Below are 13,924 nucleotides of genomic sequence, written 5' to 3'. Positions count from 1 at the left end.
TATTGCTCCTATTCATGCAGCAGTCTAACGGTAATTTCTTTCATGATACGCGCTAGATCAAATTGTTCACTCTGTTGTGCCAACGCTGCTTTTTTTCGCAAAGCGGCCAATGCATTCGTGTCCACAATCAGTGCTCGCAACGCAGCTATTAGCGCCTCGAGACAGCCACTGGCAAATAACTGACCAAATCGGCCATCTGCGAGAATATCTTTATTGCCACTACAGTCAGACGCCAATACAGGGAGATCATGTAGCAGTGCTTCACCAAGCACCATTGGATAGCCCTCGGCCACCGACGCTGATACGTAGAGATCCGCACTCCGCAGCCAAACTTCACTGTCGTGGACAAAGCCCGGCATCAACACGTACTTACTCAGTCCCATTGTCATGACTTGCGCCGCCAGCGTTGAATACTTTTCACCCTCACCCAACAGGATCAGGTTGAACGGTAGATTCTCCGAACTGAGCCGGTTCAGGGCCAACAGCAGCAGATCGAAGCGTTTCTGGCCGGTGAAACGCCCTATGCTGATGCAGGTAAAGCCGGAAAATGGTCTAGGCATGCTGGCTGCTGGCATCTTGGCTGGCGGAAATGGGTTATGAATGACACAACCGGACCGTAACGGCAAAGCAGTAAAACGCTTGTAGAACCCCTGCTCGACACTACGAGAGACAAAAATTAACTGGTCAAATGCCAGATAAGCTGTCTGCTCCTGCATCTGGCTAGTGTAGGCATAGCTAGAAGAGTGCCATGCGAATAAATCCAAATGAACCCACGCCACTTTCCGTGCCAGGCGACGAGGCACAACACCGGCGATTAACTTAGTGGGATAGCCCTCGTTGTAGGCGACATATAGATCGTAGTTATCCGGTAATATGGCCGCGGCCAGTACTGACGCCTCACCTAACTTGATGGCATCCAGACCATCGACTATCTGTTGCTCGTTGGCAAAGAGGTAATGACGTTGCACTGTCTCCGGCAATGCTCGTAAAAAAAGGCTCTGCCGGTCCCCAAGCAATAACAAATCGATATGATAATCGGGCAGTTTCAGGTTTTTCAGAATGACAGATAGCGCCCGCTCGACACCAGAATTACCGAGACCACTGGCACAAATCAGCGCACGGCGCGGGGCTCGCCCCTCACTTGTTGAGAGAGCCTCTCGTGTTGCCTCACAGGGCCCCTTCGGATTGAACAGATATGCCAATTGTTGCTCACGCTGCGGTAAATCATCTTTAGACAGTATCCGTTCTGGCGCAATCGACAAGGCCTCGAGTTGCTGACGAATTTCGGCAACATACATACTGGCAATCAGAATAAAATCGCAGGGAATAGCCACTAGCTCGGTTGGCGCGAGGACACGTAAGCCCTCGAAGCATTTTCCCTGCCGCTGTGAATCATTATCGGAAAATGCGATAACATCATAATATTTATGCAGCCACTGTTTGTTATTTTGGTACCAGCCTCCCATACCGAAAATAACGACTCTATCTCGCATCGCACAGACCTCTATAATAGCCTTCCAGCGCCTTAGCATGCACCTCCATGGTCGGTGGGTAATGCATGTCAAGCCAATAATCAATCAGTGCAGTCCGGTCGTTAACCAACTTAGAGATTATCTGGCAGCAGGTGGTAACATCCCCTGCGGGAAACACCAGCCCTGAATTATGTTTACTCAGTTCAGGTGCTCCCCCCATCAGGCTACAGAGTACGGGTACACCATGACAAATAGATTCGATAGCGACCTGAGGTAAGTTATCCTCCCACAGCACGGGAACCAAACTGACATCCGCTGCAGAAAATAACTGTGACAACTGAGAATGGGAATAACCATCATGATATTTGACAGAGTTAAATCTGGTTGCCAACAACATTAATCGATCAAAAGCATGCGAATCCGTGTTTCTGGCGGCCACAACAAGATTGACCTGGCTTGCAATTTGTTTAGGTAAAGATCCGAGTACATCAAGAAAAAAATAGAAGCCTTTCTCCTGCGACATATAACCTAAGTATATCAAAGTCAATGGTTTTTTGTTATCGGGATTATGAGGGGTAACAATATTATTAGCTACCTGAGTCCCGATGTAAGTTACATGTAAGATATCAGAACGTACACCAAACTTCCCAGCAAGTTCCTTGACTCGAGCCGATACAGCAAGAACGGCATCACAATGGAGATTTATTGCCGCCACCATACGTTTTCGTCGTGTATAAAAGAATTCAGAAGACGATGTATGCAGTATGGGTTGTGCCATTTTACGATGATGCCATGCCAGAAGAAGGCACAAGACTCGTGGCAACCAACGAGATGAAAAGATCCAGCGATAGCACGCAGGAGGTACCTCGCGTTTGAACTGACGATAGAGCCACTTCAACGATTTAACAAGCAGCTCACGCCGACGATCAATCTCTGGCTGACATCCAACACAAGCCTGACCATGAGCAAAGTCGTGACAGCTAATGTTGCTACCACGCCATAATTTTACCGTCGGACAAAATGGATAATAATTATGTAGAGAAAATATACTTCGACAGTGGGGCAACACTGACTTGATATCCAAGGCGCTGATCGGCAACCCTTCGACATTATTAAAGTGAACAACATCAGGCTGTATTTTACGCAACAACGAAACCCAAACATCATGGGTACGATGCGATTCAAGAACAGCAGGATCATTCCATGCTAAATGGCCTGGCGCCAGCACTTCTGAATTAACAATTTCAAATATTCTGACATCATCATCAGAGTCTTTTTCTGCCCAATAGACGCTCGATTTAAATGGATTATATGACTCACCACTTGAGATGAAATACAATTCGTGACGCCCGCGCAACTGATTGACAAGGTTGCGTATATAAACCGTCACACCGCCACCGCGAGTTGGATTATTAAAATAATCAACCCAGTTATAAATTATTATTCTCATAAACGTCACCCCACCAAAATATATTTGATATTGACGTATCTGACAAACTAACTCCTTACACTCCTATGATAATTTTCATCATAGACAAAGCTGTAATCGATTGAGCCATATCAAATAAACATCTATCCGCATGATTATCGCTGTGTAAATAAAAACATTTCCCTTTATCTCTCCATGGAGGCATCTGATAAGATCACCTATTAATGACTTACTCATCCACAAAGAGAGTAAAAAATCCACGTGACAGCGTGGTGAACTTATTTTGGTACTTTTTATGACGTTATCAACGATAGCGATAGGATAAAAATATAGTTTCATTGTGAGCAACAGAGACCCAAACAAAAACCAATATCACAACCGACTTAACACATAGGGGTAAGCATTAAAGAACTTGATTATTCCGCGACTTACCAAGCCAAAGGAGATAGAGTCAAAAGAGGTACTCGCTATTATAATCTGAGCATTAACAATATTTTTTACCATGAATTGATCGAGTGACAGCACTGTCAATCCATCATGCATTCCAGATTGAGATGTAGTAATGAAGGCATCAGTTTTTATATGCATTTTATCAAGCGCATATTTGACCAAGCTTCCGCCTTTCCCCGCACCATAGATAAAAACAGGCTTGGTAGAATCCAGTATCGAAAAATCATTATGCTCACGGATGGATATGACCTCCCAATTTATTTTCATCGGGATATCCATCTCTAAAAATATCGATAACCCATCACACTTCTGACGCGAAGAAAATAAATACTCGGTAATTAAATCCCCAGTTTTAGTATGAAGCAACCGCATTCCTTTTCCTTGCAAAAAAGGTACTACTTCATAGATGCGGGTATATTCCATCGGCCAACCACCTAACCAGTCTTTCACATCATGGTAGAAATCCATGCCACGCTTCTTCTTATACTCTCTGACATATTTTAGCAAGTAAGCCAAACGAAATGGGTTGTATTGCAGGAAAAAACGAGCCACATACCAAGCCTCATACATCCTGCGCACTATGGCTGAGGATGCGGTATAGCGTTGCTTAATATCATACCAGAACTCTGGTGATTCTGCTGACCAGTCAGAGTCATACAATGCGATGTACATTAACCCACCCGTCTTGACACAAGTTGATGCCAGATCAATCGCTGACCATACAGCCCCGGTGTGATGTAATACCCCCCACGCATACACTAGATCAAATTGCCCCAGAGACTTCATAAACTCAGGATCCAGCACAGACCCCTGCATGACCAGCCAATTTTCGGGTGACTGGCACATGGCGTGCATTCTTTCTGTCGCCATCACCGATTCAGCATCGTAATCGAAGCTAACTATTTCAGCCGCCCCCGCCTGAAATGCAGCCATACTATGAATACCGCTTCCTGAACCGATATCCAGGATCCGTAACCCCCGCAGATCTTCTCGACCAATGAATGACAATAGATGCTGGCGAGCCTGATCGATCCGCTCAGGAGAGAGATTATGGTCAAGATAGCTTTGCCAATTCGCGCCAAACTCAAAGCGAAGTTCCTTTTTCACATTATTACTCATTCAGCAAACCTCTTCAAAGACGAGAAAACACGGCTTTATTCATTAATAGATGAAAAAATTTCAGAGCATTATTAACCGCATCATCCATATCGAAATAGCGATACTCGGCAAGACGACCCAAGGCGATCACATGGGGAAACTTAGTTAACTCATCACGGCAAGTCTGATAATGCTGTTTGGCCGTATCCGTAAATAGCGGGTAGTAAGGCTCGAGTCCCTGTTCCGGCTGATAGTCACAGGGATACTCGTAAACGATACTAGTGCCGGGATGCACTTGCCTGCTGAAATGCTTGAACTCGGTGATCCGCGTGAAGGCTTCTTCATTCGGATAGTTGACGGTAGTGACCGGTTGAAATTGTTCCTGCACCAAATGGCGATGCTCAAAACGCAGTGAGCGATATGGCAGGTAATTACCCTCTGCCGGCAGCAGATGATCGAGCATACCGGTATAGATAAAGGGGCCGTCAAACTGCGCGCCATCCAGCAGTACCCGCTTCTGCTCCCAGTCCAACCTGACACGCTGTGCCATGGGGGTCGACAGCCTCACGTCAATCAGTGGGTGGGCCAGCATGCGATCAAACATGACGGTATAGCCTGCAGCGGGCACTGCCTGCCAGGGGTCGGTGAAGTAGCGATCGTCGCGGCTCACCACCACGGGCACTCTTGCAGTCACCTCGGGAGAGATCTGCTCGGGCGGCACACCCCACTGCTTGCTGGTGTAGTTCACAAACGCTTTCTGATAGATAAAATCGGCCAGTTCACCGAGCAGGGGGTCGGTTTCTTTACGCAGCTCAAGAATAGGCACCCTGGCCCCATCGCCGAATCGGCAGCGCAGGGCTTCAATCATGGCGGCGGCTTTGTCGGCGGGGAAGCAGAGCTCGATGCTGGTCAGATTGAAGGGGATCGGGACTAACTGGCCATCGATACGCGACAACACACGGTGCTCGTAGGGATACCACTCGGTGAAGGCCGACAAGTAATCCCATACGACCTTGTTGTCGGTGTGAAAAAGATGAGGCCCGTAGCGATGTACCAATATGCCATGCTCGTCATACTCATCGAAACAGTTGCCACCGATGTGGTCGCGCTGCTCCAGCACCAGCACCTTCCAGCCCAACTGGCTGGCCATTCGCTCGGCCATCACGGCGCCGGAAAGCCCGGCGCCGACCACAATAGCTTGGTAATTCATGACGCCTCTCCAAAAAGATGCTGGGCCACCGCCGCGGCCTCGGCACGTTTTTCCCACGCCAGCTGATGACGCGCATCGAAAAACCAGCCATCAACCACAGACTCATTGATGAAGCGCTCGAAACGGCCAATATCACCTTGCTTGAGAAAATAGAGCGCAGTGGCAAATCGATAGTGTGCCTTGCCGGCAGCGATGACTGACTCGGCAATACCAAACGGGCGAGCGTTGTCACAAGCTTTTAGTTGATCTGCGAGGACCTGTTCGCGACGGGTGGGCGAGCGCTTGGTTTGCCCTCCAAAGCTCTGGGAATGGATCCGGTAACGGCCATACACCCCCGGGATGCCATCCACGCTCCCTCCGGCATAGAGGGCATTTAGAATATGCCATGGGTGATCGAGGATAATCTTGCACTCCCCATCCACCGCTTCCTGCAGATGCGGATGGCGTCTGAACGCGATCGCACTGGCGTTGGGAAAACAGCCATAGCGGATCAGATGCTCCACACTGGCTTGCTGGGGAATATACGCCGCGTTGTAATAATCACGGCTGTAATGACCCGTCACCAGACCCGTGTCGCTGTCGAAGACTTCAGCTTCGTGATAACAAAGCGCACACTCGGGATGTTGGTCTAGATAATCGGCAAGCACCTGTAACTTGCCCGGTAAGGCTAAATCATCCCCATCGACGTAGACGATGTACTGCCCCTTGGCTTCACCCAGTAACCGTTTCTGGGTTCTGGCCAGACCCATATTGGCCGGGTTCTGTAATGCTGTTAGCTGTGGCCAGTCTGCCGCCAAGCGCCTCATGATGCTCCAGGAGCCGTCGCTCGAGCCATCGTCGATGGCGATCACCTCGAAATCGAACTGGGTCTGCTGCTCGAGCAGGCTCAGCAGGCACGGCTCGATGAAGCGCTCGAGGTTATAAACCGGCACCAGTACACTGACTTTCATAGGCATATCCGCGGGAAAAACAGACAGAAAGGAGAGGGAGAGGGTAATTTTTGGCAAGGCTACCGCACGGTCCCTGTCAACCCTTCTCCCCTTGTATGATTGTTTTAAGGCAAGAGGCGTGCCAGACCAACGTAATTCTTTGATCTGGCTGTAGTTATGTGATGGGCACCCAATATTGGATATCTAACGAACAGCCCGACTGCAGACCATCGGCAGCTCGATGCCATCCCAGAACCAGTCAAATGCCAAGGCCTGCCCCGGCGCCACCACCCGGTCGATGCGCCCTCGAGCTGCCCCCAGGCGCTCGCGCGCCGTCGACAAGGATTCGCCTAGGTAGACGCAGGTCTGCATCGACCAGGGCTGCGTCTGCACCGCTTCCCAGTTATCGGCCACCCACTCGGCAACTGTACCTCCTCCGATGTGTTGCAACGCAGAGGGCGTCGACTGCGTCAAGACGGTGACGCCTGCCAACCTGGTCAGCGCATCAGTACCACCACCGGCGACATTCATCTGACACTGCACCAGCCGCTCCATGGTCAGCCGCGGATCGTCGGCAAAGGGAGCAAACGTCTCCTCAAGCAGACGCTGGCGCACCGCAGGCGGCGGACTCCCCAACCACACCAGGGTGGTAGGTGAGGCACAGGCGAACTGGTTAAAGCGGGTGCAATCGAGCCGTAGCCCCCGCACGGCGCGCTTCCAGCCGTGCTCGTCCAGCCCGGCCAGCCAGTGGCTGTCGATAAGCGCCAGCGAACGGCGATCCGGAAACACCACTTCCTGGGCGTGAGGCGCAAGGGGGATGGCTCGCACGGCGCGTATGGTCTCATCGCCCCCCCAGATAATGCGAAGGGCGCAGCGCGCGCTCAGCCACCCGGTGATGGTCTCATCATGACCGTAGCGGATAAAGCGGGTACGCTGGGCGATCGCTTGCCAACCGGGTTCGGCAAACAGCTCGGCGAGGATCCGGAGCATGGCTTCTTGCTCGGGGTCCTGCCGTGAAGAGAGACGCACCACGCTGGCGTTGCCCGCGAGCAACGCCATCAGCCAGGAATAGAACGCCACGGTCGGCACGTTGGAAGGCACCAGGTGAAACACCACCCCGAGTGGTGCGCGGCCAGCCATGCGGGCAACCTGTGAGGCCTGATTGCGTTCGCGTAGCCAGAAGCCGAAGGCCGCCAGATCGGGCCAATCGCGCCCGACCTGTTGTAGACGCGCCGAGAGCGCGGCCAGAAACGAGATAATAACGGGTGCGGCACAAGGGAGTGGCACAGGCTCAAACGCCACCCAACTGCTCTCTGGCAGTGCCATGGTGACCTCGGGGGCCTGGGTCCAGTCGTCCCCCACCGCCGCGTCGGTCTGGCCGTCTATGAGAAGGTGTCGCTGCATCCCCGTACCTCGGCGCCACGCTGGCGCCCCAAAACCTCGAAATAGTGCCCCTTGCGACCGCATGGACAGTCATCACGGCCCAGCAGTCGCCCCATGTCCTCGGTCAGCAGGGAGTGACCCGGATAGCTTTGCGGGATCGCCGAAAGCACCTGCAGCAGCCCCGCCTGCCCCATCGGCAGCGGCGCGTGAGTCAGAGGATCGCGCACCAGCAGATCGGCAAACACAGGGGCGTGCAGGTGGCCCGCCTCACACTCGACAAACACTGAACCCACCTGCTCGACCATGCCGTAGAAGTTGTGCACCCGTGACAGCCCCAGCCGCTCGCGGCAGCGCCCCTTGAAGGCGGCGTTGTCCACCGCCAGGTGGGTCAGCTTCTTCCAGCCTCCGCTGTGAAACAGCACGCCCTGCTCAAGGGGCAGTGTGAGCCCCCGCTCACGCAGCGGCTCAAGCAGGCACTGCCACACCATGAAGGTGAAGCCAAACAGCAACACCGGCTGGCCGGCATATTTTTCACAAAACCCCTCGATGGCCGACCAGTTGGGTCGCATCTGCTCATCGAGGGCATAGGTGTGATCGCGCCCGAGAAACGACAGCCCCAGGGCACCGGCGCCACGGGCCGAGAAGCCCGCTCGGCTCTGAATGAGAGCCGGCTGCTCCACCAGCAGCATGGGCAGGCGCTGCTTGCCGACAAACTCTTGCAGGATCTTCACCAGCACCTTGCTCTGCAAGGCGGCAGTTTCCCGATCCAGCACGATCTGCGAGGGGGCCCCCGTGGTGCCCGAGGAGGTGAGCACCTTGAACACCTCTTGGTCCGGCACACTCTGCCAACGCGCCAGTTTAAAGAGGCGCGCCGCCAGATAGGGCAGACTCTCGTCATCTCCGGCTTCCCCCCAGCCATAGGCCGAGAGGATGTTGTCGTAAGGGGCGCAGGCCGCCCTGTGCCGGGCAGTGAGGGCATTGAGGCGCCCGAGCAACAGGGCCGCTTTGTCGGCCTGGGGCAGGCCGAATACGGGAGCGCTCAGCAGCTCGTTCATGGGTGCTCCAACAGGGCCAGCAGGGCCGGATAGTCAATCTTGAGGTTGCTGCGCCGTGGCAAGGCAGCCACCGCCTGCACCCGCACGCTGGCCGGCGTCACCTTGAGCCAGTGAGCGAGCGCCAACTGCAGGGCCTCGACATCGCCCTCCCCCTCCAGAGCCACCAGCAGCCGATCGTCGCGGCCGGTGGCCGCCCCCTGCACCCCCTGGGTGTGCAGCCAGGCCTCTACCTCGGCCAGGCTCACCCGCTTGCCATAGAGCTTCAAGAAGCGGCTCAAGCGACCGGTGAGGTAGAAACGCCCCGCCTCGTCACAGCGGGCCAGATCGCCGGTGGCAAGCTGCCAGGTCTCGCGCCCGCGCGCCAGATCCGTCGCCTCGGTGGCATAACCCAGCATGACGCTCGGCCCCTCGACGAGGAGCTCCCCCTCCCCGTCCGCCAGGCCAGGCTCGGGGCGCAAGAAGAGATGTCCCCCCGGAATGGCACGGCCGATGGCGCCGGGGGCCTCCAGCACCTCCTCGTGGCCAAGCCAGGCGATGCGCGGCCCCGCCTCGGTCTGGCCATACATGACGAAGAAGCGCCGCCCAAGGCTTAACGCCTCGCGGGCGAAGCGCTCGGCCAGGGCCGGCTCGAGCCGGCCCCCCGCCTGGGTCAGGGTGGTGAGGCTGGGGTGGCGCGACCAGTCGAAGCGAAGGCGCGAGAGCATCTGGTAGGTGAAGGGCACCCCGGCCACGCTGGTGACCTGGAGGGCATCGACCCGCTCCCAGAAGCCGCGCTCAAGCGGGCTTGCCTCGCACTGCACTAGCGAGGCGCCGGCGAGCAGGTGGCTGTTGAGCACCGACATGCCAAACGAATAGAAGAGCGGCAGGCTGGTAATGGCCCGCTCGCCCCCGTCGATGGCGAGGTAGGCACAGATGGCCTCGGCGTTGGCCTCGAGGCTCGCCCGTGACAGTCGCACCCACTTGCTCCCCCCCGTGCTGCCCGAGGTGGGCAGCAGCACCGCCAGCTCGGGGTGGAGGGTCGGCGCGGCGCGAAGGCGCCGGCACTCCCCCTCCTCGGTCACCTGCACGCTCACGCCAAAGCGCTGGCACAGGGGCGCCGTCTCCTGGGCCGGATCGGCCAACATGATGGCGTGGCCGTCGCGCAGGGCGAGCAGGTAGTGCAGCAAATGGCGGGTTGAAGTGGCAAAGGGCAGATAGACCAGCTGACGCCCGGCCGGGTAGTTGGCAGCCAGGGCGGCCACCCGCTCGGCCAGATCGCCGTAACTGAGCCAGCCGAGCGCCGGGTCCCACCAGGCGGGGGCCGGGTTGCCGGGGTAGAGATGGGCGAGCAGGGCAGCCATCAGATCACCATTCCCCCATCCACCCCGATCACCTGGCCGGTCACGTAATTGGCCAGGTCGGAGGCGAGGAACAGGGCGACCCCAGCCACCTCGTCGGGGGTGCCGATACGCCCCATGGGGATGCTGGCGAGCCGCTCGGCGAACTTCTCGGGGGGGAGCGAGCGCGCCATGTCGGTGTCGATAAAGCCGGGGGCGATGGCATTGACCCGCACACCGCTGCCTGCCAACTCCTTGGCCAGAGAGTGCGTGATGCCGATCACCGCCGCCTTGCTACCGCCGTAGACCGCTTGCCCGCTGTTTCCGACCCGGCCGATGATGGACGAAAGATTGATAATGCTGCCCCGCCCGGCACGCTGCATCAGCCGCGCAGCATACTGGCTGCAATAGAGCACGCTGTAGGTGTTGGCAGAAAAGGTGCGATCTATCTGGCCCTGACTGACCATGCCCAGCAAGGCATCATCGAGAATTCCGGCATTGTTGACCAACACGTCCAGCTCTCGGGTCAACTTGAAAAGTTGCTGAAACCCGGACTTGACCGACTGGGCATCGCTCACATCAAAACAGATAGGCGTGGCCCCAAGCTGCTCGCAGATCTCGCCAAGGATCCCTTCATCACGTCCATTGAGGTAGAGCGTTGCCCCTTCGGCAGCAAAGCGGCGGGCGGTCGCCAATCCAATTCCTCGGGTCGCCCCGGTAATCAAGACTCGCTTGCCAAGCAGTAAGGCGCCCATTAGGCCGCCACGTCGTACTTGGCCAGGATCTCGCGCGCCTTGGCTACCGAGCTCATATCGATGATGTCATCGGTATCGAGCAGGATGCCGTAGGCGTCTTCCAGCTGGGCGATGAGGCCCATATGGGCAACTGAGTCCCATTGGGGAATAGATTGATAGGTAAGATCTTCTCGAACCTGCTCCTCAGCAATGCCGAGCGCCTGTGCAAAGAGAGTTTCCAGCTTCATGTTCAATACCTTATAAAACGAGTGATCTGTGCACGAGCCGTCAGGTAGGCGTCATGCTCAAGCTGATAGAGGCCAATTCCCTGCTCTCCTGTGGCATAGCGAACATACCCAGAAGCCTGATGGAAACGCACCGAAGCCGTGTTGTCGTCAAAGATCTTGCCCAACAGGCGAGCGAGCCCAAAATGCTCGAAGGCGAGCTCGTTGAGAGCAAAGGCCACACAGAAGGGCACCAGGTTACTGCGGTATTCATCGGCATAGATATACATGCCGGGTTCGCAGCTGCCCTCGTCCTTGTCGATGCACGTCAAGGAGGCAACCCCTATCGGCTTATCCTTAAACCAGCAGAGATAGTAAGCATCGCGCCGTGAAGCCTGCAATCGTTCAAACCAAGCCTGCTGCATCTCGGCTGTGATATGGCGTTGATCCAGCATGAGCGAGGCGATCTTGGGATCATTGCGCCAGCCCCGCACCATTTCGATCTCTTCCTGACGAAGCGGCGTCAGGGTCACCCCATAACGCGCCCAGCGAAAATCGTTCGTCATCATCTCTACCTAACTTGCAGTTTTCACCGATTATCCCGATACAATTCAATGGGTTCAATTTATTTACCGCAATTTATTCCCAAGCGTTACGGCACTGGTTTGCGCTATCATCCCCCTGTATCGGCCGGTAAAGGAGAAAGTTTCGTGGCCATCGCCATCATTCCCGCCCGTGGCGGCAGCAAACGGATACCGCGCAAGAACATCCGGCCCTTCTGTGGCAAGCCCATGCTGGCCTACGCCATCAAGGCGGCCCGTCAGAGCGGCTGCTTCACCCACATAGTGGTCTCAACCGATGACGAAGAGATCGCCGCGTGCGCCCGTGCCCTCGGGGCCGAGGTGCCATTCTTGCGCCCACCGGCGCTGGCCGACGATCACACCGGCACCACCCCCGTCGTCATCGACACCATCGCGCGGCTGCAGGCGCTCGGTATCACAAGCGATCACTACTGCTGCATCTACGCCACCGTCCCCCTGATCGAGGCAGCCGACCTGAGTGCGGCCTATCAGAAGTTGACGGAAGGGGACGTCCCCTTCGTTTATTCGGTGGCGGAATTTGCCTTTCCCATCCAGCGCGCCGTACGCATGGACGCGCGTGGCCACGTCACCCCCTTCTGGCCCGAGATGATGGCCAAGCGCTCCCAGGATCTGGAGAAGGCCTATCAAGATGCAGGCCAGTTCTACTGGGCCACGCGGGAAGCCTGGCTCCATGGCCACACCCAAAGCGCCGGGCACCCGCTGCCCCGCTGGCGGGTGGTCGACATCGACACCGAAGAGGATTGGCACCTGGCCGAACTCCTTTACCGCGCCCTGCACGGGGCCCCTTGATGCGCGTCGCCTTTCGCCTCGACGCCAACCCGGCCATCGGCCTTGGCCACCTGATGCGCTGCCTCGCCCTGGCCGACGCCCTGAGCCGGGCCGGGGCAGAGTGCCACTTCCTGTGCCACGAGCTGCCCGAGGCGCTCACGCCCCGCCTGACGCCACACCGACTGCACTCGCTGGGGAACGCAGGCGATCTGGCGCCGCTGGCTGCGCTTCGCCCCGACTGGTTGGTGGTGGATCACTATGGGTTGGACGCCGATTGGGAGCGCCGCGCCGCGCCTCTGTGTGGCCGGCTGCTGGTCATCGACGATCTCGCCGATCGCCCCCATCAGGCCGACGTGCTGCTCGATCAGGGGCCGCTGCGCCAGGAGTCGGACTACGCCCCCTGGCTCAACCCCGGCTGCCGGCTCCTGCTCGGCACCCGCTTCGCCCTGCTGCGTCCGGCCTTTCGTGCCCTGGCCAGGCAGGGGGCAGCTCCCTGGCGGCGAGGCCTCATCTGCTTTGGCGGCGCCGATCCGGCGGGAGCCTGTCTCACCACCTTGCAGAGTCTGGCCCTCACCCCCTGGATAACGCGCCTGAGCTGGACCCTGGTCGCCGGCGGGGCCAACCCCCATTGGGACGAGATAGCCGCCTGGTGCCAGGCCCATCCCGACATCACCCTGCTGCGCGAGTCGCACCGGATGGCGGTCCTGATGGCCGAGCACGATCTGGCCATCGGCGCCGCCGGCGGCATGACCTGGGAGCGAGCCTGCCTGGGGTTGCCGACCCTGGCGGTGCCCATCGTCGACAACCAGGTGTTCAACGACGAGGTGATTGCCCACTATCGCCTCGCCGAGCGGCTTACATTGTCTGCACTGCGCGAGCCGCGTCTGCTCGACGAGGCGTTGACCCGCCTGCACGCCGATGCCGAGGGTTACCGGCAACGGGCCCAGGCTCTGGTCGACGGCCTCGGGCTGGCTCGCCTGTGCGCCATCATGCTGCAACCGGCAGACTACGGCCTGCACCCGGTGGGGGCGCACTGGGCTTGGCGCAATCCCGGTCAGCCCCCTGTGCCCCTGACCCTGACCGGCAACCGCCTTCACTGCGATGCCCCCGAGCGCCTCGACGTCGCCCAGTGGCGCGAGCTGGCACACGCCTTGCTCGCCTTTTTACCCGACCCAGAGCTGGCACTTGAGACGCCGCCCCCCTGCCCTGCGCCCGCCCCCTGGCGAGCCGACTGGCATCTGGGCCAAGCCTGAC

General features: G+C 57.1%; 13 protein-coding genes. 2 read left to right on the top strand and 11 right to left on the bottom strand.

Features of this window, described 5'->3' with window-relative positions; translation table 11 throughout:
- Window positions 1-8 precede the first annotated feature (8 nt).
- The 11 genes from BN1121_RS07570 to BN1121_RS18995 form a co-directional block, all read right to left on the bottom strand.
- Window positions 9-1,532 carry a glycosyltransferase gene (locus BN1121_RS07570; RefSeq protein ID WP_005364102.1) on the bottom strand — a complete coding sequence of 508 codons (1,524 nt, stop codon included), beginning with the start codon at window positions 1,530-1,532 and terminating at the stop codon, window positions 9-11.
- A complete protein-coding gene (locus tag BN1121_RS19270; RefSeq protein WP_081606498.1) occupies window positions 1,483-2,922 on the bottom strand; it encodes a glycosyltransferase in 1,440 nt (479 codons plus the stop codon). The genes BN1121_RS07570 and BN1121_RS19270 overlap by 50 nt, the downstream gene beginning before the upstream one ends.
- A 351-nt stretch (window positions 2,923-3,273) precedes the next feature.
- Window positions 3,274-4,470 (bottom strand): class I SAM-dependent methyltransferase, encoded by a 1,197-nt coding sequence (locus BN1121_RS19000; RefSeq protein WP_082038231.1) that lies wholly within the window; start codon window positions 4,468-4,470, stop codon window positions 3,274-3,276.
- 13 nt (window positions 4,471-4,483) lie between these two features.
- Window positions 4,484-5,659, bottom strand: a complete 1,176-nt coding sequence (gene glf / locus BN1121_RS07560) for a UDP-galactopyranose mutase (protein WP_005353188.1) — start codon at window positions 5,657-5,659, stop codon at window positions 4,484-4,486.
- Entirely contained in the window at window positions 5,656-6,609 is a 954-nt protein-coding gene (locus BN1121_RS07555) for a glycosyltransferase family 2 protein (protein ID WP_005353184.1), read from the bottom strand. The genes glf and BN1121_RS07555 overlap by 4 nt, the downstream gene beginning before the upstream one ends.
- A gap of 183 nt (window positions 6,610-6,792) precedes the next feature.
- Window positions 6,793-7,992 (bottom strand): acyl-CoA reductase, encoded by a 1,200-nt coding sequence (locus BN1121_RS07550; RefSeq protein ID WP_005353182.1) that lies wholly within the window; start codon window positions 7,990-7,992, stop codon window positions 6,793-6,795.
- Window positions 7,971-9,026, bottom strand: a complete 1,056-nt coding sequence (locus BN1121_RS07545; protein ID WP_005353174.1) for a LuxE/PaaK family acyltransferase — start codon at window positions 9,024-9,026, stop codon at window positions 7,971-7,973. Before BN1121_RS07545 ends, BN1121_RS07550 begins: the two co-directional genes overlap by 22 nt.
- The gene (locus BN1121_RS07540; RefSeq protein ID WP_005353171.1) at window positions 9,023-10,366 is read right to left on the bottom strand and encodes an AMP-binding protein; all 1,344 of its coding nucleotides are present in this window, start codon (window positions 10,364-10,366) and stop codon (window positions 9,023-9,025) included. Before BN1121_RS07540 ends, BN1121_RS07545 begins: the two co-directional genes overlap by 4 nt.
- Window positions 10,366-11,097 (bottom strand): SDR family NAD(P)-dependent oxidoreductase, encoded by a 732-nt coding sequence (locus tag BN1121_RS07535; protein ID WP_043597529.1) that lies wholly within the window; start codon window positions 11,095-11,097, stop codon window positions 10,366-10,368. The genes BN1121_RS07540 and BN1121_RS07535 overlap by 1 nt, the downstream gene beginning before the upstream one ends.
- Window positions 11,097-11,330 carry an acyl carrier protein gene (locus BN1121_RS07530; RefSeq protein WP_152424679.1) on the bottom strand — a complete coding sequence of 78 codons (234 nt, stop codon included), beginning with the start codon at window positions 11,328-11,330 and terminating at the stop codon, window positions 11,097-11,099. The genes BN1121_RS07535 and BN1121_RS07530 overlap by 1 nt, the downstream gene beginning before the upstream one ends.
- The gene (locus BN1121_RS18995; RefSeq protein ID WP_051067525.1) at window positions 11,327-11,869 is read right to left on the bottom strand and encodes a GNAT family N-acetyltransferase; all 543 of its coding nucleotides are present in this window, start codon (window positions 11,867-11,869) and stop codon (window positions 11,327-11,329) included. The genes BN1121_RS07530 and BN1121_RS18995 overlap by 4 nt, the downstream gene beginning before the upstream one ends.
- Window positions 11,870-12,010: 141 nt before the next feature.
- On the opposite strand from BN1121_RS18995, the gene pseF reads away from it, so the two are divergent.
- A complete protein-coding gene (gene pseF, locus BN1121_RS07520) occupies window positions 12,011-12,691 on the top strand; it encodes a pseudaminic acid cytidylyltransferase (protein WP_005353158.1) in 681 nt (226 codons plus the stop codon).
- Window positions 12,691-13,923 carry a UDP-2,4-diacetamido-2,4,6-trideoxy-beta-L-altropyranose hydrolase gene (gene pseG, locus BN1121_RS07515; protein ID WP_005353156.1) on the top strand — a complete coding sequence of 411 codons (1,233 nt, stop codon included), beginning with the start codon at window positions 12,691-12,693 and terminating at the stop codon, window positions 13,921-13,923. Before pseF ends, pseG begins: the two co-directional genes overlap by 1 nt.
- Window position 13,924 lies beyond the last annotated feature (1 nt).

The sequence above is a fragment of the Aeromonas diversa CDC 2478-85 genome, assembly GCF_000819805.1.
GTDB lineage: Bacteria > Pseudomonadota > Gammaproteobacteria > Enterobacterales > Aeromonadaceae > Aeromonas > Aeromonas diversa.
The sequence above is the reverse complement of the archived record's forward strand: the minus strand, read 5'-3'. Positions and strand labels throughout refer to the sequence as shown.